Raw genomic sequence first — 25,985 nt, forward strand, 5'->3', positions numbered from 1 at the left:
TCGGTAAGATCGCTGTGGTTCATTCGGTAGCTGCCGCGGTGGTGGTCTGCAACGCAATCGAATCGATCACCCAGGTGGGATCGATGCTCTTACGAGTGAACGTGAAACACAGATCGTGCTTACCCTCGCGCGGCGTGATCTGCGCCGGAGGCAACGTAGTCACCGCATGGTTCCCGACCGCCGGCGCCAACGGCAACACGGCAATGCGCTCGCCTTTGCAATCCCCGATGCGCACTTCCAGCTCGCCAGCCGCGGTCGCGGGCGGAGGCAGCGGGATCTGCTTCACCGCGTCTCCAATCTGGAAATTGAACGGCACCTGGCCCACGGCCGCGACCAAAGATTGCACTTTGGAAAGATCCGCGTCCTTGAACACCCAGCACGGATCCAGGATATCCACCAGGAACACCGCGCGGTCGCCCGTCACCGGCGCATCGTCTTCCAGCGACAAACGAATCTTGTCGCTGCACAACGCCAACTCGTGACTGCTACGTCGGAAAGGATCGAGAGAGCGCGGCGGCAGCGCTTCTGCATAGCGCACGTCGAGCGCTCTATAACGTTCGAGCTGCGCCGGCAAGCGCGCTGAGAAGCTGGCCCAATCCTTCACCGGCGACCACGCCACCTCGGCGAGCGCGGCAGCGCGCGGGAAAGTCATGAGTTCAACCCGCTCGAGCGTGCGGATGTGCTCGACCCAAATATTCGCCTGCACGCCGAGAATGTGCTTGCGCTGCTCTTCATTCAAAGCCGCCGGCACGGGATCGAAGGCGTACACCTCCTCGGTTGTCACTACGCTCGCGCGACCTGGCAGCGTGGGCAGATCTACCGGACGGCGGTCGAAATATAACGTCGGCTGAGGCGACAACACTGTGTCGTGCCCCGCCGTCGCCGCAGCCACCGCACCGTCGATGCCTCGCCACGACATCACCGTGGCTTTCGGCGGAAGGCCGCCCTCGAGAATCTCATCCCATCCGATCAAGCGGCGGCCCTGGCTGCTCAAAAACGTTTCCATGCGCTTGATGAAATAGCTCTGCATTTCATGCTCGTCTTTCAGCCCGAGCTCGCGCATGCGAGCCTGCACGCGAGCGGACGCTTTCCATTGATCCTTGACCGCTTCGTCGCCGCCGACGTGAATGTATTCACTCGGGAACAGCGCGATCACCTCCGCCAGCACGTCCTGCAGAAACTGGAACGTGCTTTCTTCGACGTTGAACAGATTGGGATAGACACCCCAATCCGCGGGCACCTGCGTAGAGGGTCGATCGATCACCGCCAGCTGCGGATACGCCGCGATGGCGGCGCTCGCATGTCCCGGCATGTCGATTTCTGGAACGATGGTGATATTTCGGTCTTTCGCATAGGCGACGATCTCCCGCACCTCCTCCTGCGAATAAAAACCGCCGTACAGGCGAGGCTTGCCGGTGCCGGGATCGATATCGGCCGCAGGAGCTGCGCCGGCCGGCACGCGCCACGCACCGACTTCAGTGAGACGCGGATATTTCTTGATCTCCAGTCGCCAGGCTTGATCGTCGGTCAAATGCCAATGCAGCACATTGAACTTATGCAGCGCCATGACATCGATGAATTTGCGAATGAACTCCGGCGGCTGGTAGTGGCGCGCCGAGTCGAGCATCAAACCCCGCCAGCTGAAGCGTGGCGAATCCTCGATCGTCACAACGGGCAACACGAGGCCGCCATCGCGCTTGCTCATGAGCTGCCACAGCGTCACTGCACCATAGAACAGGCCACGTGAATCGCCGGCGGAAATCACGACTCGCTCGGGAGATGAAACAAGCGAATATCGTTCGCCCCCACTCCCATCGGCGGACAGCTCGAAACGAATGGCTTTGGCGCCAGGATTGTTGCCCACCTCGCCAGCCCCGGCGTTCAGACCGCCGCCATGAGTCCGCTGCACCAGATCGATCAAATAGCCGCCGAGCCGCTCACCCTCCACGCCATCGCCAAACTCCAGGCGCGTCTCGTCATCGAGGACGAACTCACCGGCGCGCTGCTCGATTTTGCTGGGCGCAGGAATCACGGAGACGAGCGCCGACGCGCGTGAAGGCGACTTCGGAGAGTCACCGCAGCCAGCCAGCATGAGGGCGGCCAGCAGCCCGATGACAGTTCGCTTCGCAGCAGCCGTTTGGTCCATACGTGAATACTTCGGCTAGGGGCGGCGCCGACGCGGTCCGCTCATGGATGAACCGGGATGAACTGGCACGACTTTACTGCGCGCAGCAGGACGTGCGCGAGGGTCTTGCCATCACGAGCCCGGATCCGGGCCGCGGAGATCCGCGGCCCGGCCGTCGCTTACAGGGCGAAGCGCACGCCGGCGAAGTACCGGCGGCCGTTCTTGTAGAGGTTCAGCAGTCTGCTTTCCTCGCCGGCGTACTCGTAGTGAGTCTCGTCCAGCATGTTCAGCACCTGCGCCGTCAGCTCGATGTTGTCGGTCACACGCCAGCCGAACGAGCCGTCGAGCTGCGCGTATTCGTCGGTTGTGACCGCCACCCCGTTGCGACCGATCTCACGGAAGTACTTGGAACGCCAGCCGTAGGTGAGACGGGCGTTGATGGTGCCGTTGTCGTAGTACGGCGTGAGATTGATGGTGTGCTTGGAGCTGAACGGAAGCTGCAAACCTTCATCCGTGCTGCCGTCGGCATAGGTGTAGTTGGCCTGCAGGCCGAAGTCGCCCCACAGCCGCGTCTGATAAGTGAGCTCCGAGCCCTGGATCTCGCCACCGGCGCCGTTGCGCGGACGCGAGACATCGAACGTTTCGATCTGGCCCGAGTTGGTGTCGAACTGCTGCTCGGGCGAGGACTGACGCACGATGAAGGAACGCACATCCTTATAGAACAACGTCATCGCGAGCAGGCCTTCTTCGCCCAGATACCATTCGGCCGACACGTCGAAGTTGCTGGCGCGATAGGGATCGAGGTTGGGATTGCCGCCGTTGCCGGAGTTGGTGGTGTTGTCCAGCTCCAGGAACGAGGCGAGATCGGCGAAGTTGGCGCGAGCCAACGTGCGTGAAGCCGACAAGCGCACCACCACGTCATCCGCCACGTCCATCGCGAAGTTAAAGCTCGGCAGGAAATCGTTGTAGTCGCTCGAGAACGAGTTCGGCACGAACACGCCGCCACCAATGCCGGTCGAGCCGCGGCTGAGCTGATCGGTCATCACGTAACGCAGACCGAGGTTGCCGCGGAAACCTTCACCGTTGAAGTTGAACTGCGTGTAAGCGCTGGTGATTTCCTCTTCCACGTTGAACGCGGCGTTGGGGAACTCGGTGAACACGCCCACACCCAGCGGGGTCGGCGGCGAGGTGAACGGATTGACCAGGGGCGCGCCCGCTACGAAGTTCTCCAAGGCGCTGCGATCCACGGTCCGCCAGCGCTCCAACCCGGAGTTCGCATCCGCACCGCTGAGCATGTTTCCTGGGGTGAGGCCACCGGCGAAGTCGGCCAGGCCCAGCCCTGCCAGGGCGCTGCCGGCGATGTTGCCGAGACGCGCCTGCTGATCGGTCTTGTGCTCGCGATACTTGGCGCCGAACTGCCACTGCTTGATTGGGCCCCAGTTGAGCTCTCGCGTGAAGTCGACCTGCACGTATTGCTCTTCATCGTGCGTCGGCTGCTGGCGCGACTGGCCGAAGCCGATGCCCGGCATGGAAGCGGGATTGGTCGGATCGTTGGCGAACGTGACCGAGGCGCGCTCGTTGCCGATGTCGTAACTGAAGCCGCCTACCGCCTCGTACTCCAAGAAATATTGCTGCTGGGTGCCGCCGTCCGCTTCGGTGGTGCCGATGGTCGCACTGCCGCTCCAGCCATCGCCGCGCCAGTCGGCCTTGAGGTCGACAGCATATGTTTCGACTTCCGAACGCCGCGAGATGGCATCCAGCAACGTCAGGCCGTTGGAGAAATCGGCGGACGTGATCAAGCCATTCTGGACCGTGGCACGCGTCATGTTCGGCGCCGACAACCCGTGACCGAAGAACGCGTAGCGGCTCTGGTTGTAATTGTCGTACTCGGCGTTGACGAACAGACCGGTGAGATTCAGCTCGAAGCTATCGCTCGGCTTCAACTGCACGCCAAGCGTGCCGCTGGTGCGCTTACGCTCCTGCACGAACAGCGCCGAGTTGATCGCGTTGGGGAACACTGCATCGGGATCGGACACGACGCTGGAAGGAACACCGGCCGCGCCCGCGGTCGGATAACTGAACGTCTCGATGCCATGGCGGGTCAGTTCCTCTTCGGACTGCAGCGCCGTGATCAGGACACCAAAGGTGTCGGCGTCGTTCTTCCAGCTATACAACGCCGAGTAGTTCGGCGCGCCCTCTTCGGCGCGATCGTTGTATGCATAGTCGAGCGACGTGCGCAGCGTACCGGCGGGCAAATCGATCGGCCGGCGAGAATGCAGGATCACCGTGCCGCCGATGCTGCCTTCGTCGATGCGCGCCTCGGGGCTCTTATAAACCTCGATGCGTTCGACGATCTCGGGCGCAAGCAGCGTGTAATTGAAGGTGCGGCCGGGCGAGTCCAGGATGAACCAATCGGCCGAGGCCACCGTCTGGCCATTGAGCAGGGTGCGATTCAACGCCGGGTCCGTGCCACGGATGCTGACGCGCTCGCCCTGGCCGAACTGACGATCGATATTGATGCCGGGCACGTGAGACAACGATTCGGCGGCGTTCTTGTCGGGGAACTTGCCCATGTCCTCGGCCGAGATGGCGTCGACAATGGCGCTGGATTCGCGCTTGGTCTCCACCGACTGTCGCAAGCTGCCGCGAATGCCCGAGACGACCACCTCCTCGATGCCGGCGCCCTCCGTCGATTGGTTTTGCGCCTCCGCGACGTGCTGGAATAACGCCAGCGAGACCGCGGCACCGATCAGAGTCGTGCGTTTCTTGCTCATGCTCCCTACCCCTGTGATGTTTTTGATCGGACCAATATGGGTCCAATATAGTACCAGTCCGGCCGAAATGCCAAGCCCCGTCAATACCATTTTTGTTTAGGTGAGTTTTCGGCCGTATTTCCAGTGAGTTAAGCACGATCCGATGAACTGTTGTCTGGTCATTGGTATTGCATTGGTAGCATTCCAATGGCATCTTGCTGCCCCACAACCGAACACAACAGCCCCGCACGCCGTACCTTGAGGAGAGGGCATTGACGCCGCTGTCCGAGCACCTGCAGCCACTCGACGAAGCCAGCACCCTGCCGCTGTATCAGCAGTTGCAACGCAAGCTCCGGGTGGCCATCGAAAACCGCGTCCTGGGAGCGGACGACGCCTTGCCGCCGGAGCGCGACCTGGCCGAGGAACTGAACGTTTCCCGCATCACGGTGCGCAAGGCCATCGACGGCCTGGTGGAAGAAGGCTTGCTGATTCGCAAGCAAGGCTCGGGCACGTTCGTCACCAACCGGGTCGAGAAAAATTTCGCCAAGTTGACTTCGTTCTCTGAAGACATGCGCGCACGCGGACGCAAGCCTCGCAGCGTTTGGCTCGATCGCGCCGCTGGCGCCGTGACTCCTGGCGAGTCGCTGACCTTGCGCTCCAGCCCGGGCACTCCGGTCTATCGTTTCAGCCGAATCCGGTATGCCGACGACGCGCCGATGGCGCTCGAGTACGCGACCGTACTGGCCGACTGCCTGCCCTCGGTGGAGTCGGTGGAAACATCGTTGTACGAAGCCTTGGAACGCACTGGCAATCGGCCGGTGCGAGCGCTGCAGAGATTGCGCGCCGTATTGCTGACTGCCGAGCAGGCGCAGCTGTTGAAAGCACAGGAGAAAGATGCGGGCCTGCTGGTCGAGCGCGTCGGCTTTCTCAAGGACGGCCGCGCCGTCGAGTTCTCACAATCGTTCTACCGCGGCGATATCTATGATTTCGTCGCCGAGCTCAACGCATCGTCATGACCACGGGCATGGACAGTCGGATGTACCTTGAAGCCGCGCAGGCACCCAAGGTGGTGCGCGGTCAGTTGGAAAACAATGCCGACATCAGCCGTCGCATCGGCGCGCTGTTGCGAGAAATGAATCCTCGCGCAGTTGTCACTTGCGCGCGCGGCAGCTCGGATCATGCGGCCACCTTCGCCAAGTACCTGATCGAATCGCACACCAAGCTACTGACTACATCGGCTGCACCTTCCCTGAGCTCGCTCTACGATGCGCAACCTGACATGCGCGGCGTGGTGTTTCTGGTGATCTCACAATCGGGCAAGAGCCCCGATCTGCTCGCCTCGGCCGAGAACGCCAAACGAAACGGCGCGTGCGTCATCGCGTTGTGCAACACGCCTGACTCGCCGCTCACGCAATTGGCGGACCACTCGCTGCCGCTGCATGCAGGCCCGGAGACCAGCGTCGCCGCGACCAAGTCCTATATCGCTTCGCTCAGCGCCATCGTGCATCTGGTGGCCTGCTGGACGACGGATCAAACATTGCTCGGCTCGCTGATGCGCGCGCCGGAACAGCTGGCACAAGCCTGGGATCTGGATTGGCGCGCAGCGCTGCCCGTCTTGCAGCAAGCCAACAACCTGTTCGTGCTCGGCCGCGGCTATGGGCTGGGCGTCGCGCAAGAGGCGGCGCTGAAGTTCAAAGAAACCTGCGGCCTGCATGCCGAAGCGTTCAGTACGGCCGAAGTCAAACATGGCCCGATGGCGCTGGTCGGCCGCGGGTTCCCCGTGCTGATGCTGTCGCAAAACGATGAGAGCCGCGCCGGCATCGAAAAGCTCGCGACCGAATTCGTTCAGCGCGGCGCGGATGTGCTGCTCGCCGGCCCAAAGGTGCCGGATGCGATTGCGCTGCCGACGATCGCCTCGCACGCGGTGATCGAGCCGTTGCTGATGGTGCAAAGTTTCTATCGGATGGTTGCGTCACTCGCGCCCGCACGCGGTCTCGACCCGGATCGTCCACCGCATCTGAACAAAGTGACCGAGACTTTGTAATGACCTTGGCGCTGGTCAATGGACGCATTCTCCGCGACTCGGGATGGGTCGAAGATCAAGTCGTGCTGATCGAGGGCGCGCGGATCCAGCAGATCGTTCCAAGCAATTCGCGCTGGAGCGCGGACGAGACCTTCGACATGCTCGGCCAAACGCTGCTGCCGGGCTTCATCGATGTGCAGGTCAACGGCGGCGGGGGTGTGCTGTTCAACGACGATCCGAGCGTCGACTCGATTCGAGAGATCGGTCGCGCGCACCGACGTTTCGGCACGACCGGTTATCTGCCCACGCTGATCAGCGACGATCTCCACGTCGTCTCGCGCGCCGTGCGCGCCGCGCAGGATGCGATCGAAATCGGCGTTCCAGGCGTGCTTGGCATTCATATCGAAGGGCCGTTCTTGAACGAGGCCCGCAAGGGCGTGCACGACGAAACCAAGCTGCGCTGGCTCGATGAAGATGCGCTTGGGTTGCTCACGTCTTTACGGGGCGGCAAGACGCTGGTCACGCTCGCCCCGGAACGGACCACGCCGCAGATCATTCGCAAACTCGGCGATTCGGGCGTCATCGTCTCCGCCGGCCACACCAATGGCACTTACGAAGAAATCCGTACGGCGCTCGACCATGGCCTCACTGGGTTCACGCATCTGTTCAACGCGATGTCGCAACTCACGGGCCGCGAGCCGGGCGCGGTCGGCGCCGCACTCGATGACGATGGCAGTTGGTGCGGCATCATCGTCGATGGACACCACGTCGATCCGGTCGTGCTGAGAATCGCCATGCGCAGCAAGCGGCGGGATCGTTTCATGCTCGTCACGGATGCAATGCCCACGGTAGGCGCGCCGAACAAGTCCTTCAGGCTGCAGGGTCGGCCGATCTCGGTTTACGACAACATGCTGGTCGACGAACAAGGGCGGCTCGCGGGCTCCGACATCGACATGGCGACCGCCGTGCGCAACTCCCTGGAAATGCTCGAGGTGGACCTGCCGCAGGCGTCTCGGATGGCCAGCCTGTATCCGGCCACCTTCCTCGGCCTGGATTACGAACTGGGTCGCATCGAGCCCGGCTACCGCGCCGACCTGGTGCTGGTCGACGCAGGCATCAACGTGCTCGAAACCTGGATCGGCGGCCAGCGCGCGACATAACGCCGCGGTTTCGGCAGCCCGGCGCCGGAACCAGTAAACTGCTCCCCGGAAGCAAGCAGGGCCGGGGAGCCTGATGCGCAACAAAGGCAAAGCCACCTCGTTCGACATCGCCTACCTGGCCGGCGTGTCTCAACCCACTGTGTCGCGCGCCCTGCGGGGCAGCCCCACGGTGAACGAGCAGACCCGGCAGCGCATCCTGCAGATCGCCCACGAGCTCAACTACAAGGTCGACAAGAACGCATCCAACCTGCGCAACCAGCAGTCGGGCACCCTGGCGCTGCTGTTCTTCGAAGATCCGACCCTGGACGACTCGCTGATCAATCCGTTCTTTCTGTCCATGCTCGGCTCGCTGACCCGTGCCTGCGCGGTGCAGGGCTACGACCTGCTCATTTCGTTTCAGCAGCTCTCGAGCAACTGGCACGTGGAATACGAGGACAGCAAGAAGGCCGACGGGCTGATCCTGCTCGGCTACGGCGACTATCTGGAATATGTGTCGCGGCTGGAGTTGTTGGTGGAGCAAGGCACGCACTTCGTGCGCTGGGGCGTAGTGCTGCCGGGCCAGCCGGGCGTCAGCATCGGCTGCGACAACCTTCAGGGCGGTCGCGACATGACCCGGCATCTGCTCGAACAAGGCCGAAGAAACATCGCGTTCATCGGGCATGCATCGGCGCATTACCCGGAGTTTCTGGAGCGCTACAAGGGATATTCGCAGACGCTCGAGGGCGCTGGCTGTTCAGTGCGAGCGGAGTTACAGATCGACGCGTTCACAACCGAGCGGTCGGGATATGACGCGGTGACTGAACTCATCGAACGAGGTATCGAGTTCGACGCGTTGTTCTGCGCGAGCGACTTGATCGCCATCGGCGCCATGCGCGCACTCGCGGATCGCGGCCTTCGAGTTCCGCAGGATGTCGCGGTCGCTGGCTTCGATGATATTCCCATCGCCAGCTTCACCAACCCCAGCCTCACCACCGTACAACAAGATACAAAAGCAGCCGCAACGTTACTGGTGGAAAGTCTGCTCGCCCTCATCCGTGAAGAACCCGTGCAAAGTCACACCATCCCCGCTCGCCTGGCGATCCGACAGTCGACGATGAGCAGTTGAAAGCCGCCGCTTCGCCGAGGCCCTTCCCGAATCTCTCCTCCTCCGTGTGCGTATATAGTCCGGGGCTTCCTCAGGCGCAGACTAAACGAATTCTAGTAATCTCCGACGGCGCGCCGAAACGTTTCGGTGGACCCCAATAGCCCGTCCCTCGGCTCGTATAAATCCACAGCGAGCCCAGTCGATCCAGCCCTGCCGTAAACGGCTGCTGAAAACGCACGAAGAAATTCCACGGCCAGAACTGCCCGCCATGCGTGTGCCCGGAAAGTTGCAGATCGAAACCGGCCGCTGCCGCTGCCGGCGCAGAACGCGGCTGATGGGCGAGCAGAATCTTCGCTCCCGCATCTGTCGGTGCATCGGCAAGCGCAACCGCTGGATCACTGCGGTTCACCGGGTCGAAGTGATGCGCGCTGTAGTCCGTCACACCCGCTATCACCAATCTGGCATCACCATGATCGACGACCACGTGCTCGTTCATCAGCACTCGCATGCCGAGCCGCCGCAGCTCGTTCGTCCACGCGCGCTCACCGGAGTAGTACTCGTGATTGCCTGTGACAAAGAACGTTCCGTACTTCGCTCGCAGCTGAGCGAGCGGTGCCACGTGCGACGCCAACTCCCTCACGCTGCCGTCCACCAGATCGCCAGTGATAGCGATGGCATCGGCTTCGAGCCCGTTCACTGCGGCAACGATGCCTTCGACGTAGTTGCGTCGTATGGTCGGCCCGACGTGAATGTCACTGATCTGCGCGATTGAGAATCCATGCAGCGCCGCCGGCAGATCGGGGATTGGCACATCGACGTGAACGACTCGCGCGACACGCCTCGCATTGAGATACCCAATCGCTGTGGCAAAGACCGCGGCGCCGACAACGATCCAAGCCGTGACGTTCTGAACCTTGTTGGTGAGCTCCGTCGGAACGATCAGGGCAGCGATCAGCAATGAAAGATCACGCAGCAGCGTGAACACGAACAGGGAAGAAAACAGCCCCATGGCGATCAGCGCCGTCCACAGGAGCGCATCCGCGCCACCGCGCCTGGATCGCCTCAGCACCGACGGAATCAGTGCCCACGAAGCCACCAGCAGCAACGCACCGATTGCCTGACCTGTAATGCCGATCGACAGATCGGGCAACAGCCTCAGGCCGATATACACGTGCAGCAGGCCAAGCACGGCCAGCATCGTCAGGAATCCGCGTCGCAAGCGCTCACTCCAAAGAAACGGCCAGGAGCATCCCTACATGCTCCCGCCAGGAACGATTGCAAGCGGAAAAATGGGCCTCCCTCAACGCGAACGGGAGGCCCAGTGTTGAAACTCGAGGATTCCGGCTAGGCGGTCTCGTCCGGGCTCACTTTGATCCGCAGCCAGGCGCGGGCGAAGCGCAGCTCGCGTATGACCGCCTCGGGGGGCAGGTCCAGCAAAGTGGCCGTCTCCTTGACGTTGACGCCCGCGAAGTAACGCAGGTCGATCATCCGGGCGCACAAGGGATCCATGGAATCCAGCCATTCCAGCCAGGACTTCACGTCGGCGAAGGTGATGTCCGTGCCGCCGATCCGGCCGTTCAGATTGGCCGTGCCGATCACCAGGCGTCGCACCAGCGGCGCCGCGAAGAAAAGGAAGCGCAGTCGCTCGACGCCCGGCTGACTGCCGACGCGGCTGACGAACAGCGCCTCGAGGGCCTCACGCAGTTGTAAGGCATTCGCGCTCGCATGCCGGCACAGCTCCTGTCGAGTGGCATTGGAGATACTCGCGATCACACGGCCGGCCAGACTGGACATGGATACAGAAGGAGTACTGCTGGCTCGTGCCGTGCTCATAGGGCCGGACCTTGCTGCTGCGCGTTGTGTCTGTAGGTTCACTGCGGGTGCGTGCCATCCTGACTACAAAGTTTGGGCTCGCGGGTCATTCCTGTGAGGGTGACCTCTTATTCAGACGTGCCAGCGGGCGAAAAACCTCAGCGCACGCGGGAAATCGTGAGTGTAGGAAAGGAGCTACTCGGCCGGAGTACCGGTCTTTCTTATGGGTTCACAGATGAGTTCACTGGGCACTTGAGTTTTCGCAGCTCGACCAGCGTGATCAGAAAGCGATTCAGCGACGGCAGCAGGTCGTAGCGCGGGCCCAGAGACACATTGAACTGCCGCTCGAGGGCCGTGAATAAGTGATGTGAAAAGAGCGTTGTGAGCTCGCCCTCGGCGCACTTGGGACCACGCACCAGACCGCGGTCGTACCACCCTCGCAGCGTCTCCTCCGTCTCGACCAGCACCAGACGAAGGAAGGCGAACAGACTGGTTCGCCACTTATACCAAAGGAAATCGGAGTACCGGTGGCTCCAGGTGCCGTAGGTCTCCCGCCAGCCCCAGGCATTCGGCAGCTCCGGCGTCGGCCAGCCCAGATGACGGCGCAACTCCCAATCGATCTGCAGCCCTTCCAGATCGCGGTAATAAAGATCACCGGTGGCAACGCCATCCGCGGACAGCGCCAGCATCAAATCCTGGCCATGCGATTCCAGAATGATGCCGTGACCGAAGGTCAGCTCTGCCCACAGCGGCGCGAACCAGGCGCACAACACACGATCGACGAACTCCACGGGCGTCGCGTCCGTGCGCTCGAGCATCGTCAGTAGCAATGGAGTGCGCCCGTCGTGGCCGCCCAGCAATGAAAACAACGGCGCGAGTCGCGTACGACCATCGCTGACTTCCGGCGGCGCCAGTCGGACCAACGCTCCGCTATCCAGTCGATGACGAGGTGAGAAACCGAATACCTCGGATAGAACATGCAGCTTGCTCGGCAGTTGCTCGCGTGCTTGTGCAACGACTGTGTTCAACCCGACCGCACGTCCGACCCCGATACGAGTGATTCGGCGGTCGCGAAACATCGCCGTATGCAGCGAAGTTTTGACGAACACGGCTCGTTCGCCGCCTCCCTCCGGCCAGGCCAGCAGCGTGCGGATACTCGATGTCGGCAGCGCCCAGATCCGCAAACCTTCCGCCGCCGCATCGCGGGCATCGACTTCGCGCAGCCACGGATGAAAATCCTCGAGAGCTGAAGGATGAACAGGAAACAGCACCCGCTCGTCCGAAGACGAACCCGAGACCAAGGCCATGGCCTCGGAAGCTGGCGCGCCCAGCACATGCAAACGACGGCGGGGAACCCAGTAACTGGGCAATCGAAACGCCTGCGAGTGCTGCGGCAGATAACGAATGTCGAACGATGGATCGCGCTTTGAATTCTGAAAAAGATCGGGCTTGTATAGATGCAAGCGCTCGAGCGTCATCCAATCGCGCAGGCCCGGCGGCAGTTGCTCGGTGACATCGGCTGTGACGGGCTCGGCTGACATGCGTTCCTCCGTGTTGCTTGCCTTGCTCGTGACTTCCTGTGGGCAGGCGCGTCAGACGATAGCATGTTCGTTCACGACATGACGTCGAGCCGGCCGGCGCAAGCTCAAATCCAACAATCCAGCTCTGTCACCCGCTGCATAGCGATTCGACCGCAAGCTCCCTACAGGTCGAAGCTGCCGCCCGCAGCTGCTCATCGAGCCGTCGCGGGCCGCGCTTGAGCAGGCTGAAGTCAACGCGCTCAACACGCTGGCGACACTTGGATATTCGCGAGAATCGATGCCAAGATGCATCTGCCGTCGAGATTGTTTCGCAGCACGCAATCCATTCCACCACAGTCGCGCCAAACAGCGTCGCAAGCACCAGGCGGGACATGTTCGGCTTGAGGTCGGCTACCGCTGCGACCAACCTCCTCCCCGCCATCGTCACGGATGGCGGTTCAACAAACCAAAGGAGTACTAACATGATCAAGCTCGGCAAAGTTTCCGAAGCCACTCGTACCGGCAAGGACTCTATCTTCACTGAGATCGCGGATGTTCCGCAGTTCTCGCTCTAATTGCCTTGCGTCGTTCCGGTGACTCAGTCACGGGATGATGCTCGGTTGAAGGGCGCATGACCCGCAAGGGTCATGCGTCTCTTGCTTCCCACCGACGCCGACGAGTCCAGCGATGAGCGGATACTTCCTGCCTCCCCACGTACACTTCTGCCAGCGCGGCGACGCCTTCGTGTTCCTCGACCTGAAACAAGACGACTACATGCTGGTGAATGGCGCCGCCGCTACGGCTTTGCGAGCACTGTCCTCGACGCGGCCGGATGCACCATCGTTGCCAGAGCAGCAATTGAGCGATGCATTGAACGAACTTGTGAAAGGCGGTCTGCTGACCAACGACGGCAGCGGCAGAGCGATCGCACCGACGCAGATCGAAGTCGCAGTGGACAATCTAGTCGATCAGGAAACGCTGCTGGATACCTCGGTGACGCTCGGCCAGATTGTGAACTTCTTCGTGGCCTGCAGCGCAGCCAAGCTCAGCCTGCGCTGGCGATCGATCGAAGCCACCGTGATGTCCGTGGCACGGCGCAAAGAGAAACGCGCGAGTAGACCGATCGACATGACGCGCGCGAGAGCTCTCACTGCGGCGTTCTTGAAGCTGCGCGGATTGTTTCCGGCGAATTACCTGTGCTTGTTCGACTCCCTGGCGTTGCTGCACTTTCTGGCGAAGTACGATATCCATCCAACCTGGGTGTTCGCGGTCCGCCTGGAGCCCTGGGCCGCGCATTGCTGGGTTCAACATCAGCAATACACATTCAACGAAGAAGCCGAGGACGCGGTCGCTTACACGCCGGTCATGGTGATTTGATCGCCGCGCGCGCAGCCCGCACCGGATAAGGAACATCCATGTACCGCTATCTCGCATTCGTATGGAATTCGCGGAACCTCGAAAGCGCCCGCACGGTTAATGCGCTGAGCACCTCCGCCCCGGCGACATGGAACCTCGCTTACGAAGGCACTGGCATCAAGCTATTCCGAACCGATGCGCGCAGGACCGCTAGCGTCTACCGACTCGATCGCAATGGTGGTGTGATTTTTGGAAAGCTGTTCGAAAGTCATACCGAGGCCGAAGTGCCTCGCCAGGCCCAATTCGATGCCGACGAAGCGCTGCGAGTCGTCCGCAGCGGCGGACGTCGCGTTGTCGAGCGCTATTGGGGCACCTACCTCGCCATCGTTCATGACGATGCCGCTCGCAAGCATCATGTGTTTCGCGACCCGACCGGCACCCTGCCGTGCTACAGCACGACTTACCGCGGCGTCGACGTGTTCTTCGCCGACATCGAAGATGCGCTGCATTGCCTGCCCGGTCCCTTCTCCATCGATCGAGATCATCTGTCACGCTGGCTGTATTCGCTCAGTCTCGCGCGCGAGGCGACGGCCATCGAGAACGTCGAGCCACTGCCCGCAGGCGAATGCCTCACTCTGCATGAGCAAGCCCGCACTCGCACACGCATTTGGGACCCAGTAGCTGTGGCCAGCGCGCCGAACTTCGAACGACCCGAAGAGGCAGAGCTGGCGCTACGCTCGGCGGTACAAAGCACCGTGAATGCATGGGCATCCTGCTATCGCAACATTACGCATCGTCTTTCGGGCGGGCTGGATTCTTCGATCGTGGCGGGATGCCTGGCGCACGCGCCCGCCAAGCCACAGCTGACATTCTGCAATCTGGCGATCGAAGACAGCGACGCTCAACAGCAGGTTCATTTGCTGGGCATGGATCGGGCGACGATCGAAAAGGTCCGCGCCATCGTCAGCCATGGCGATGAGCGGCGCTACGCACGGCTGGTCGCGCAACGCTGGGGTGTGCCCCTGGTGGAAAGAAAAAGAAGCCCGGAGCTGAACATGCAGCGACTGAGCGCCATCCCGCTGCGACTCAGACCGCTCATGTACTTCGCGTCCATGGAGATGGACGATACCCGAATGGAAATGGTCCGGAATCACGGCGCCGAAGCGTTCTTCTCCGGGCAGTCGGGCGACACAGTGTTCCTGGCCACCACCCAGCCCGTGGCGTCGATCGACTACGCGCGCCGGCATGGCCTAAGGCCTGCGTTGTGGCGGCATCTGCTCGCCAGTTCAACCCTCAGCAAGGAATCGCTTTGGACGGTGCTGCAAAAGACCGTGTCGCACGGGCTACTACGCCGCCGCTACGTGTCGCGCTTCCATACGTTCTGGCGAACGACGCTGCTGAACTCGGAACTGGCCACGCAGATGGCGCACAGCGAGCAAACCTTACGCGAGGCTCAACATGTTGCGACGGCTGCGCTGCCTCCCGGAACGCAGATGCTTGCGAACGCAATCGCTTCGACTGCCTACCACGAATTCGTCGTTCACACCCGCGGCCTCGCCGACGATATCGATCCCCTCGACGCTCAGCCGGTGTGGGAAGTCGCGTTGCGGATTCCCAGCTACACCTCCTTGAAAGGCGCCACGAGCCGCGGGCTGGCGCGGCATGCCTTCAGAGACGTCCTGCCCGAGGAGATTCGCAAACGCACCGCCAAGGGTTCGGGATCGGCGTTCTATCAGAACGTGGTTCATAAGCACCGAGGGTTGTTGCGCGATCAATTGCTGGACGGCCATCTGGTGAACGATGGGTATCTGGATCGTCGCAAGCTCGAAGAGTGCCTCGCCCTGGACGATCCTTCCACGCAGATCGTCGCATCGACGTTGCTATCCTATCTCGCCGCCGAGATTTGGATGCAGCAGTGGAAGCAGGTCGGCACGGCAACCGCGGCGCGCTATCGCAACGCCGTTTCCTGAGAGCTCCGATTCGCGCGGCTCAGCTGCTGCTGGTCTTTCAATTTGCGCCAACGCTCGTATTGCTCGACCTTGGCGGGATCGGGATCCTCGCGGTCGCGCAACCAGAAGTCGAACCAGTCCAGGTTCCGCTGCACGATGGCATGAAGGTGCGCGGGCTGCCACTTGGTGTGCGTCTCGTCGCGGAATACGTAAGCGTCGTAGGGTTTGCCGGCCTCATTTAGATGTTTGACCAGGCGTACCAGGTTGAGCATCTCGGCCGCCGGCGCGTTCATCAGAATAGGCGCCGTAATTTTCGCGACATTGTCGGCAGCATCGATCCCGCGCCACATGTTCATGCCCTCTCCTTCCGGCTTGGTCCACCATGCAATGCCGCCAGCGAGCTTTGGCAAAGCGCTGGTCGCGACGTAATAGTCCAGCTGCGACCAGATCCCGCCGGAGATGGCGATCGCCGCCACGCGATCGTGCCGGTGCGCGATGAACATCGAGGTAATTGCGCCTTGGCTGACTCCGCCGATGCCTATGCGTCGCTCGTCGACGATGCCTCGAGCAATGACGCTGTCGAGTGCTCGCAAAGTGGATTCCGCGCACATGCTGGTATGAGGGAAATCCAGCTCCGCGGAGTTGGCCAATCTGAGCGCTTCCTGCCTGGGATTGAGCGGCAGCTGCAGCGGAAAACTGGCGCCCAACACCACCATGCCGCGCGCCGCCAGAGCATGCGACGGCGTCTCTTGGTTGGTGATGTTCATGAAGCCGTTGCTGGCATAAGGATTGATGTACACCGGATATTTTTCATTGGCGTCGAAGCCGGGGGGATAAAAGATGTAGCCGGAGGCGCGCGATTCATAAAAGCCGTGCAGCGGCTGACCGGGCTCGCTCCAGGGGAAGCTCGGCGTGTCCCACTCGACGCGTTCCACCTTGCCCAGGCGAATGTTCCGAAACTCCGGGTTGATATCGGCCACTACCGCGATGCGCCCGGAGGCAACGTCGATCGCTGCCAGATGGCTCGGCAGCGTCGGCGTTTCGCGCATGCAGACAAGACGCTTGTGCGCGCCCAGCTCGCATTGCGTATAAACATCGTCCGGTGCCCGCAATACCGTCCTCACGGCGCCACGCGTCGGATCCCACGTATAGATGCCCTGCGTTCCCCAACGGATTCCTTCACGGCGCCAGAACAACACCCGGTTGCCAACCCACCAGATCCTTTCGATGTAACCAGAGCATTCCGACGCCGCGCACTGGATATCCTCCGATGTTTTGTTTGGTAATGAAGCATGCACGCGGAGCGAGCGCGAATGTTCGTCCGACCGAACCAACCACGCTCGCGCGCCGTCAGTGCGCTCCGTTTGCATCACCGTGGTGCCGGCTTTGATCGCACCCACTGGGACACCCCCCGTGGGATCGGCTCGGCCGCGAGCCTGCTCGAACGCGGCACGGTCCGCGTCGCTTGCGAGTTGCTCGTCATGCCCGTCGAACGTCACAGTCCACAGTGTCGTGGCCGAGTTCGGCGGCGCATGCCGCAACCGGGGCAGCATCAGATCCGCGATGGAATGCAGATCCTGATCGTAGCGATAGCCTGCACGTTCCCTGGCTTGCGTGATCGCTTGCTCTTCGGCGCGGGTAGCCCCAACGGTGAAGTAGAGCGATCGACCGTCCTCACTCCACTCGAACTCACGAACGTCCGCTGCGTTGTGCGTGACTTGTTGCTCGAAGCGGGCATCGACAGCGCCGCGCCACAACTGAATCTCTCCGTCTTGCAATCGCGTGTACGCCAGCCAGCGGCCGTCGGGCGACCAACGCGCGTCCGGGCGTTCGAACGTGCCGGTGGATCGGCCGGTCAGACCGGCCCTCGACAGGCGAGTCTCGCCACCATCGCCCACCTGGGTGAGCGCGCCACCCTGCACGCTGCCGACATACCAGGCCCTGCGATATTCGTTCGCAGTTGCATCCCCCTGCCGAACCAGCAGCGCGAACCGCTTACCGTCGGGCGAGAGGCTGAATCGCTCCGCGGTGCGAAGCTTCGCAAAGTCATCGGGCGTAACGGTGCGCGGCGTGCCTGCTGGCACCTCGGGAATCGTCAGCGTCTGATGGGCGGAAGTATGGGCTGCAAACAATGCCGCAGCCACGAGCAAGACGCGACGCAAGGAGAACTTCATCTATTCTCGACCTCGGACAGAAATCGGGGGCCTTCTCACGAAAGCCCCCACTGCCCCCACCCCGATACACCAGTTAGGTCAGACTCACCATGTCTTGACGAACTCCAACGAAATCAGCCGTCCCAGTGGATCAGCATTCACCGGGTCGAAGCCCAGATCGAAAGTGGAGCTGGTCGGCGTTATGAACACCGACGGCGGATCCTCATCGAGGACGTTCTGCGCGCTCAACGCCACGCTGAACCCCGACAGGAAGCCACTGCTGAACTTGTTGGAAAAGTCATAAGAGAGCCGCAGATCGACCGTGGTGAGCGAATCGACCTTCGAGTTCGCCACCGGCGTCGTGGCCCGGTTGTCGACATAACTGTCGACGTGGTTGACGAACATGTTGGCGGCAACCCCCTGTCGCTGCCAGGTGACGAAACCACGGGCGCGGTAGCTTGGCGGGTTGTAGATAGTGTCCGCTGTGTCGATCTCCGCGCTGTTAGCCGTGACCTGCTGGTCCCGGTTGAGCACGTAAGTGCCACCCAAGCCGATGAAGAATCGGTTCGCGCCCACGTTGAAGTTATATTCGGTCGCGAGGTCGATGCCGTTGCTGCTCACTACGCTTAGGTTGCGGCGCCGACCATCGACGATTACGTCGACCTGATCCGGCGTGAAGTTCGGGATCAGCGAGGCGAAACCCTGTCCCAACTGGCCAATGGCGATGAACTGGTTCACTTGATCGACGCTTGGGTTGAAGATGAGCAAGTCGCTGAATGCATTCAGATCCGACAACAGCGTCAGTACCGCCCCAGGGTTTGCGATCAAACCGGTGTAGCGGATCTTGTAGTAGTTGAGCGACACGGACAGCCCGGCAACGCCCTCGGGCGTGAATTCCAGACCGAACGAGGAGCTTTCGGACTCCTGCGGGCGCAAGGAATCGACCGCGATGCCGTTGACCGACAGGACGCGCGTGGGCCCCAGGCCGGGAATATTGCCAGCAAGCGCCAGCGCGCTATTGCTGGCCAGGCTGTAGTCGACCAGGTTGGGCGCCTTATATGAGGTGCCATAGCGTGCGCGCAGGCGCAGCCCCTTGACCGGTTCCCACATGAGACCAGCCTGCGGATCGAACGACGAGCCGGCGGTCGAGTAATCGTCGTAGCGACCCGCCAGCGACAATTCCAGGCTTTGTACGCCGGTCACAGCGTTGGCCTCGCTGAACAACGGCACGTACACTTCGCCGTAAGCGCTGGTAACGTCCTGGTCGACGTCTTGCGCCGACAGTGGCGTGTTCGGCAACCGGCGGATCGTCTCTTCATAATTCTCGGTGCGGTAGGCCGCGCCGATAGCCATGCTTACCTTGCCTCCCGGCAGGGAGAACAACGAGCCGTCGGCCTTAAGTTCTGCGATTTGCGAATCAAATGAATACTCGCTGACCGTGACATTGATCGGTAAGGTTGGGATCGCCTGCACCCGGGCGTTGCTGACCTGGTCGGTAGTATTTTCGTTGTAACCTGCCGACAACTGGATATTCCAATCGCCAGCCACGCTCCAATCCACGCCGAGAGTGGTGGCGATCTGATCGTTCTCGTTAGAGACGGATTCCGCGAAGGTTCTGCGACCGGTGCCCTCGGTGTCTCGCCTGGTGTACAAGGCATCGGCGAACACGCTTAACGAGCTGCCGATCTGCTGTTTACCCGTGAACATCGCCGAGTATTGCTCGGTCTCCGGCAGCAGGGTATCGATCAGCGAGTTGGCCCCGATGAAATCCCGATCGGCGGAGGCGAGTCGATCGCGTTGCAGATATTCGACAGAGACCAGCGCATTGCCCGATTCCCAGGCATTGCCCAGCGCCTGGCTGGCGCGGTACTCGTCTACGCCGTCAGCCACACCGGCGCGCAGCCGCGTCTCGGCGCCTTCGAAATCTTCGCGCAGAATGAAGTTCACCACACCGCCGACTGCGTCCGAGCCGTACAGCGCCGACGCGCCGTCCGGCAGAATTTCGACGCGCTCGATGGCGGACAACGGCAGGGCGGAAATATCCACCGCTGCCGAGCGATAGCCCGGAGCGATGCGTCGACCGTTCAACAACACCAACGTGGTGCCTTCACCGATACCACGCAGATTGATGCTCGAGCCCTGCTCGCGGGTAACCGTCACGCCCGGCGTGACCTGACCGCTCTGATTCGCCAGCGCGAAGTTCTGGGTCACCGACTCCAGCAGCTTGCTCACGGTGCTGTAACCGGTCGCGTTGATGTATTCACGCGAGAGCACGGTGATGGGCGCAGTGTTGTTCTCGATACCGCGGATGTTGGTACCCGTGACGATGATTTCTTCGATGTCGAGCAGCGTTCGGCCTTCGATCGTACGAGGCTGCCGCTCGCCCTGCCCGCTTGGTGAGGTCTGCGCTTGCGCCAGACGGATGCGACCATCGCTGTTATAGGCAGCGCTGGTGGTGGCCATCGGATCGGTGCTCGCCAGCTGGATGGTCACGGTCTTGTCGTCCAGCTGACGAAAGGTCAGGCCGGTGCCTTCCAGCACCTGGCTCAAAGCTTCTTCGGCGCTGGCTTTGATCTTCAGCGGCCGGGCCTGCTGGCCGCTGACCAGCTTCTTGTCGAAGATGATGTTACTTTCTGATTGTGCCGCAATATCTCTAAGCGATTTCGCCAGCGGTTGGCCGGGCAGGTCCCATTGGGTCACTGCCTGCGCGTCCGCCGCCGTTGCGAGAATGGCCAGTACGCTCGCCGCCAGCGTTCCAGCCGGCGAAAAACGAGAAACGGCACGAACCTTCCGACTATTGGTGCTCAAGGTGGTCTCCTAACCAGTTTAGCCCCGCGGTCCCCATACTCCCGAGCTATTCGAGGGAATCGAACGTCAGGATTTTTGACACACGTCGGTTATTCGACGTTGTAGCTCTTATAAAACCTCAGTGCGAAAAAACCACAGCGGCAAAAAGCCACCACTGCATCCTCACTGAACCGGTTTGCCGGAAATCACTATTTCATTGCCCCGCTGGATCACTGTGAGCCCATAGGCTTGCGCCACGGCATTGGCGAAATGGCTGGAGTCGCCCGCTTGAAACAACCCATTGATCAATAGCTCGGCCGCTTCGGGCTGCTCGATGACCAGCTTGGACTCGTTATATCTGTTCATCTCGGCGGCAGCCGCACGCAACGGCGTGTCGTCGAGAATCACCTGGCCACGGCGCCACGCGGTGGCCTTCTCCACGGCAGGCGTATCGAGCCGTGTCGGCGCGCCGGCGGTGAACGTGAGGCGCTGGCCCGGTGTCAACGTGACTTCGCCAGTATTGCGATCCGCCGACATCGTGGGTGTTTGTTCGATCGGCGCGGGCGGCTGAATCATCGGTTGCATCAGTTCGGCCATGGCGGGCCGCACCGGCGAAACCGCGACGCTGCCTTCCACCAAAGTGACCGCGAGACGCTGCGCATCTCTGCGAACCACGAACTGGGTGCCAAGCGCTTTTACCTGCCGATCGCCCGCCACCACGACGAACGGCCAGTCGCTCTGCTTGGCGACGTTGAACAGCGCCTCGCCCCGACGCAGCTCGACCCGCCGCTGTCGCTGGTCGTACTTCACCTTGATGGCAGTGTCGGTGTTCAGAAAGACTCGCGTGCCATCCTGAAGCACCAGTTGGCGCTGCTCGCCCACTTGAGTGGAGATCACGCCGGCATATTGGAACCAGATGACACCGACCATCACCAACAGCATCGCGCAGGCCAGTGTCGCGGCGATTGGACGCCACATCGAGCGTCGCTCGACTCGCGCAACCGGTCGGAACGGCACCACCTGACGCAAGTGTTCCGCCTCGTCCCAGACCGTGGTGGCGATCTCGAATGCGCGAGCATTGTCCGGGTGCGCGAGCAACCAGCGGCGAAAGCCGTTCTCTAGCGCACGGCCGCGCGAATCGCCATGCAGCTTGGCGATCCAGACGCCGGCTTCGGCCAACAGCTCAGCAGGCACGGGCTTGCCCCTTTGCGAGTCGGTGGCGGTCATTCTCTCTGCCGCTCCATCGCCAGCAGGGTGACGGCGCTCGCAACATGTTTCTCCACGGCGCTGACGCTGATCCCCAGGCGGCGCGCGATCTCGGCGTGGCTGAAACCGTAGAGACGATGCATGAAGAATACTTCTCGGGTTCGAGGGTTGGCGCGATCGAGCGCCTCCCGCATCTTCATCAGACGTTGCTCGGCGGCGAAAACCTCATCTGGCGAGGGCTGCAGATCGGGCAGGTCGAGATTTTCAACCGGCTCGCTCTCGTAGCTGTCGAGCCGGGCGTGGCGATGCTGATCGACCGCAAGGTTGAGCGCGGTCCGGGTGAGAAAGGCTTCCTGATTCTGGATCTGCCCGCCCTGACGGGTATAGGCATGCAGCCGCAGAACGGCTTCCTGGACCAGATCTTCCGCCTGGTCCGGCGTGGCGCCACGCCGGCGTAGTAGTTTCTTAAGGCTGCGCAGCTGCCTCAGGAGCACTTCCATGATGGGGCCTCGATCTCACGCGACGGTGCGTCGGCTTCCCTGTGAGCTGCCCCGCGCCCGTGACTTCCAGCGGCAAACAACATATCTACCGCGAAACTTCGCACCGAACCTCCCAATCGGGTTCGCGTCGGTGCGCAGCGGGCCGAATATTGCGTGATTCCCTGCATATCTGACAACGCCGTATCTGCCACCGCACCCTTCCTGCCGAAATTGACGAACTCCTGCGCAACTGCAGCAACGACCGGTATCATGGGCAGCTCGAGTTACCCGAGAGTACCTTCGCCACCCATCGAGAAGGAGCCGTTGCTAGTGAGCACTTCTTTTATCTCACGCGCGCTTGCCATGACGGCGTTCGCGCTTGCGTCCATGATCGGAACGACCGCGTTCGCCGCCGAACGCCGCGTCGTCACGCACGAGGACCTCTGGCTGCTGCCACGAGTTGGCGCGCCCGCCGTCAGTCCCGATGGCAAGCAGGCCGTCTTCAGCGTGACCGAGCCCGCATACAACAGCGATCAGCAGAACAGCGATTTATGGATCGTGGCGACGGACGGCAAGACGCCGGCGCGGCGCCTGACCCAAACCCGCCCCGCGGAATCCGGCGTTGCGTGGAGCCCGGATAGCAAGCGCATCGCCTTCTCGACCAAGCGCGACGGCGATGAAGTCAATCAGATTTATGTCCTCGATATCGCCGCGGGCGGCGAGGCATTGCGCGCGACCACACTGAGCACCGGCGCGCGGTTGCCGAAGTTCTCACCCGACGGACGCAAGATCGCCTTCACCAGCGACGTGCCGCCGGAGGCGCGCAACGACGAGGACAGCAAACGCATCGTCGGCGAAGAGAAGGCGCGCAAATATAAGATGCGCGCCTACGACGGTTTTCCGATTCGCGCCTGGGACACCTGGCTGCCGGAGAATCGCCAGCCGCATGCATTCGTGCAGACGGTGGGCGTGAACGATGCGCGCGATCTGTTCGCCGGCACCCAACTGATCAAGCAGCCGGGTTTTGCAGGCCGCAGCTCACAGAGCTCCAGCGAGCTGGATCTCGTCTGGGCGCCCGATGGCGACAGCCTGATCTTCACCGCCAGCCGCAACGCCCATCGCGGCGCCTTCGATTACACCAATACCGAGCTGTGGCAGGTGTCGGTGGATGGCGGCGAGCCGCGTCGGCTCACTGGCAACGACGAGCTCAAGGGCGGCGATAGCTGGAGCGAGGCGAAGTTCAGCCCCGATGGCCGCACCCTGTATGCGTTCCGTGAGGTGCGCGACACATATGTATTCAGCCCGACTCATGTGGGCGTGTTCGAGTGGCCTTCGCTGCAGCCTCGCGCCGATATCACTCTGCCGGCGGATCGAGATGCGCTCGCTTTCGTGATCGCGCCCAACAATCGCGACGTTTATTTGCTCGGCGAGGACGCCGGTCACGTGAAAGTGTTCCGGGGCAAGAACTCCGGCGGCGAAGCCAAACTGGCGTTCGACATGCAGGCTGGCATGTACAGCAACCTGGTCGGCGCGGATAAAGCTGGCTCGCCCCTGCTGATCGCGAGCTACGACAGCGCCGTCAGCCCGGCGGAAATCGTGCGCATCGATCCGCAAGGCGGCAGCCATCGCGCACTGACTCGATTCTCCACCGACAAAGTCGCCGCGCTCGACATGGCGCCGCTGGAACACTTCTGGTTCGACAGCAAACGCGGCGCGCGCATTCATAACATGATCGTGCGCCCGCCGGGCTTCGATCCTGCCAGGAAATATCCACTGCTGGTGCTGATGCACGGCGGTCCGCACACCATGTGGCGCGACACTTTCTTCCTGCGCTGGAACTATCACCTGCTCGCCGCGCCAGGCTATGTGGTGCTGCTGACCAACTACACCGGCTCGACCGGCTTCGGCGCCGAGTTCTCCCGCGGCATTCAAGGCGATCCGCTGGAAGGCCCGGCACTGGAGATCAACCAGGCCGCGGACGAAGCGATTGCGCGCTATTCGTTCATCGATGGCGCCCGCCAGTGCGCCGGCGGCGCCAGCTACGGCGGCCACCTTGCCAACTGGATGCAGGCGAGCACCGATCGCTATCGCTGCCTGGTCAGCCACGCGGGCCTGGTCAATCTGGAAAGTCAGTGGGCCACCAGCGATATCAACTATCCGCGCGAAAAGAACATGGGCGGTCCGCCGTGGCAGCAAGGCGTGGACTGGAACAAACAAAATCCGATTCGCTATGCGTCGCAATGGAAAACGCCCGTGCTGGTGACGGTGGGCGAGCGTGACTTCCGCGTGCCGCTCAACAACACGCTGGAATATTGGAACGTGCTGCAGCGTCAGCAGGTCGAGAGCCGTCTGTTGATCTTCCCCGACGAGAACCACTGGATCCTGAATGGCGAGAACAGCCGGCAGTTCTTTGTCGAAGTGCATCGCTGGCTGGAGCGCTTTCTGAAGCAGCAACCCGCCAGCTGATCCCCGGGCAGATGTATGGAGCCGACCGGCGCGACACGCCGGTCGGCGCACTGCAAGGCCGACTCGTCGCAGCTGCGGTTGCGCCGGGCGCGGCAAGCTCAGTAACGTGTCGGCCCCACTCCGGTCGACTCCTCAAGGAGAAATTGCAATGACTACACGTCGCCAGTTCATCGGTCAGTCCTCCGCTGCGCTCGCCGGATCGGCGCTGCTGGGGTCGACCTGGCTGTCGGTGGCTCGGGCGGCAAGCGAGGGCAGGATGTTGCACAGGACGATTCCCTCCAGCGGCGAAACCGTGCCGGCCATCGGCATGGGCACCTCGGGCAGTTTCGAAGTGACGCCGGGCGGTCCGGAATATCAGGCGCTCAAAGAAGTGTTGAAGCGCTTTTTCGACGGCGGCGCGACGCTGATCGACACCGCGCCCACCTACAGCAATGCCGAAGAAGTGCTCGGCCCACTGCTGGCCGACGCCAAGCTGCGCCCCAAGGCGTTCATCGCCACCAAGCTGTCCGGCGTGGTCGGCCGTGACAAGGGCCTCGCGCAGTTTCAGAAGTCGCTCAAGACTCTGCGCACGGACAAAGTCGAGCTGCTCCAGGTGCACAATCTCGGGGACTGGAAAACCCAGCTGGCGCTGGCGCGCGAGCTCAAGGAACAAGGCAAGGTGAAGTACACCGGCATCACTCACTATCTCGATTCCGCGCACGACCAGCTCGCCGACGTCGTGCAGGAAACCAAGCCGGACTTTCTGCAGATCAACTACTCGGTCACCAATCGCGGCGCCGAGCGTCGCCTGTTCCCGATGGCCAAGGAGTTGGGCATCGCCGTGCTCGCCAATCGCAACTTCAACGACGGCAAGCTGTTCAACCAGGTGAAGGGCAAAGCGCTGCCAGGCTGGGCCAAGGAAGTCGGCGTGACTTCCTGGGCGCAGATGTTCCTGAAATTCTGCCTGAGCCACGACGCCGTCACCGCGGTGATTCCCGCCACCGGCAAGCCCGACCGCCAGAGCGACAACCTCAAGGCCGGCTTCGGCCCACTGCTCTCGGCCGCTCAGAAACAGGAAGTGATCGAGCTGGTTGGCTGAGGCTTCTGTTCGGAACTGATCGGTCGGGACGGGC

17 protein-coding genes are annotated in these 25,985 nt (G+C 62.0%); 8 read left to right on the top strand and 9 right to left on the bottom strand.

The features are described from left to right. Positions 1–19 precede the first annotated feature (19 nt). Positions 20–2,146 (bottom strand): family 20 glycosylhydrolase, encoded by a 2,127-nt coding sequence (locus JM946_RS21280; protein ID WP_203169390.1) that lies wholly within the window; start codon positions 2,144–2,146, stop codon positions 20–22. Positions 2,147–2,304: 158 nt separating this feature from the next. Further along, a complete protein-coding gene (locus JM946_RS21285; protein ID WP_203169391.1) occupies positions 2,305–4,899 on the bottom strand; it encodes a TonB-dependent receptor in 2,595 nt (864 codons plus the stop codon). 251 nt (positions 4,900–5,150) lie between these two features. Between JM946_RS21285 and JM946_RS21290 the strand changes: the two genes are divergently transcribed. From JM946_RS21290 to JM946_RS21305, 4 genes are all read left to right on the top strand, one after another. Beyond that, complete coding sequence (locus JM946_RS21290) at positions 5,151–5,894, top strand: GntR family transcriptional regulator (protein ID WP_203169392.1); 744 nt, start codon at positions 5,151–5,153, stop codon at positions 5,892–5,894. Continuing rightward, positions 5,891–6,922 (top strand): SIS domain-containing protein, encoded by a 1,032-nt coding sequence (locus JM946_RS21295; RefSeq protein WP_203169393.1) that lies wholly within the window; start codon positions 5,891–5,893, stop codon positions 6,920–6,922. The genes JM946_RS21290 and JM946_RS21295 overlap by 4 nt, the downstream gene beginning before the upstream one ends. Beyond that, complete coding sequence (nagA, locus tag JM946_RS21300; protein ID WP_203169394.1) at positions 6,922–8,061, top strand: N-acetylglucosamine-6-phosphate deacetylase; 1,140 nt, start codon at positions 6,922–6,924, stop codon at positions 8,059–8,061. Before JM946_RS21295 ends, nagA begins: the two co-directional genes overlap by 1 nt. Positions 8,062–8,134: 73 nt before the next feature. After that, positions 8,135–9,166 (top strand): LacI family DNA-binding transcriptional regulator, encoded by a 1,032-nt coding sequence (locus tag JM946_RS21305; RefSeq protein WP_203169395.1) that lies wholly within the window; start codon positions 8,135–8,137, stop codon positions 9,164–9,166. Between the two features lie 70 nt (positions 9,167–9,236). On the opposite strand, the gene JM946_RS21310 is transcribed toward JM946_RS21305, so the two are convergent. The 3 genes from JM946_RS21310 to JM946_RS21320 all read right to left on the bottom strand — a co-directional run bounded on the left by JM946_RS21310 (position 9,237) and on the right by JM946_RS21320 (position 12,498). After that, positions 9,237–10,343, bottom strand: coding sequence for a metallophosphoesterase (locus JM946_RS21310; protein ID WP_203169856.1), 1,107 nt, complete (start codon positions 10,341–10,343; stop codon positions 9,237–9,239). Between the two features lie 146 nt (positions 10,344–10,489). After that, positions 10,490–10,939 (bottom strand): ECF-type sigma factor, encoded by a 450-nt coding sequence (locus JM946_RS21315; protein WP_203169396.1) that lies wholly within the window; start codon positions 10,937–10,939, stop codon positions 10,490–10,492. A gap of 239 nt (positions 10,940–11,178) precedes the next feature. Beyond that, a complete protein-coding gene (locus JM946_RS21320) occupies positions 11,179–12,498 on the bottom strand; it encodes an IucA/IucC family protein (RefSeq protein ID WP_203169397.1) in 1,320 nt (439 codons plus the stop codon). Between the two features lie 666 nt (positions 12,499–13,164). Between JM946_RS21320 and JM946_RS21325 the strand changes: the two genes are divergently transcribed. Both JM946_RS21325 and JM946_RS21330 read left to right on the top strand, forming a co-directional pair. Further along, a complete protein-coding gene (locus tag JM946_RS21325; protein ID WP_203169398.1) occupies positions 13,165–13,854 on the top strand; it encodes a lasso peptide biosynthesis B2 protein in 690 nt (229 codons plus the stop codon). Between the two features lie 38 nt (positions 13,855–13,892). Next, a complete protein-coding gene (locus tag JM946_RS21330) occupies positions 13,893–15,803 on the top strand; it encodes an asparagine synthase-related protein (protein WP_203169399.1) in 1,911 nt (636 codons plus the stop codon). On the opposite strand, the gene JM946_RS21335 is transcribed toward JM946_RS21330, so the two are convergent. From JM946_RS21335 to JM946_RS21350, 4 genes are all read right to left on the bottom strand, one after another. Continuing rightward, a complete protein-coding gene (locus tag JM946_RS21335) occupies positions 15,782–17,956 on the bottom strand; it encodes an Atxe2 family lasso peptide isopeptidase (protein ID WP_203169400.1) in 2,175 nt (724 codons plus the stop codon). The genes JM946_RS21330 and JM946_RS21335 overlap by 22 nt on opposite strands. Before the next feature lie 84 nt (positions 17,957–18,040). Then, on the bottom strand, positions 18,041–20,743 hold the full coding sequence (locus JM946_RS21340) for a TonB-dependent receptor (protein ID WP_203169401.1): 2,703 nt from the start codon (positions 20,741–20,743) through the stop codon (positions 18,041–18,043). Positions 20,744–20,905: 162 nt separating this feature from the next. After that, on the bottom strand, positions 20,906–21,949 hold the full coding sequence (locus JM946_RS21345; RefSeq protein ID WP_203169402.1) for a FecR family protein: 1,044 nt from the start codon (positions 21,947–21,949) through the stop codon (positions 20,906–20,908). Beyond that, positions 21,946–22,428 (bottom strand): RNA polymerase sigma factor, encoded by a 483-nt coding sequence (locus JM946_RS21350; protein WP_203169403.1) that lies wholly within the window; start codon positions 22,426–22,428, stop codon positions 21,946–21,948. The genes JM946_RS21345 and JM946_RS21350 overlap by 4 nt, the downstream gene beginning before the upstream one ends. Before the next feature lie 309 nt (positions 22,429–22,737). Between JM946_RS21350 and JM946_RS31345 the strand changes: the two genes are divergently transcribed. Further along, the gene (locus JM946_RS31345) at positions 22,738–24,873 is read left to right on the top strand and encodes a S9 family peptidase (protein ID WP_203169404.1); all 2,136 of its coding nucleotides are present in this window, start codon (positions 22,738–22,740) and stop codon (positions 24,871–24,873) included. A 148-nt stretch (positions 24,874–25,021) separates the two neighbouring features. Then, positions 25,022–25,951, top strand: coding sequence for an aldo/keto reductase (locus tag JM946_RS21360; RefSeq protein ID WP_203169405.1), 930 nt, complete (start codon positions 25,022–25,024; stop codon positions 25,949–25,951). The last annotated feature ends 34 nt before the right edge of the window (positions 25,952–25,985 follow it).

Source organism: Steroidobacter gossypii (assembly GCF_016801985.1).
Classification (GTDB): domain Bacteria; phylum Pseudomonadota; class Gammaproteobacteria; order Steroidobacterales; family Steroidobacteraceae; genus Steroidobacter; species Steroidobacter gossypii.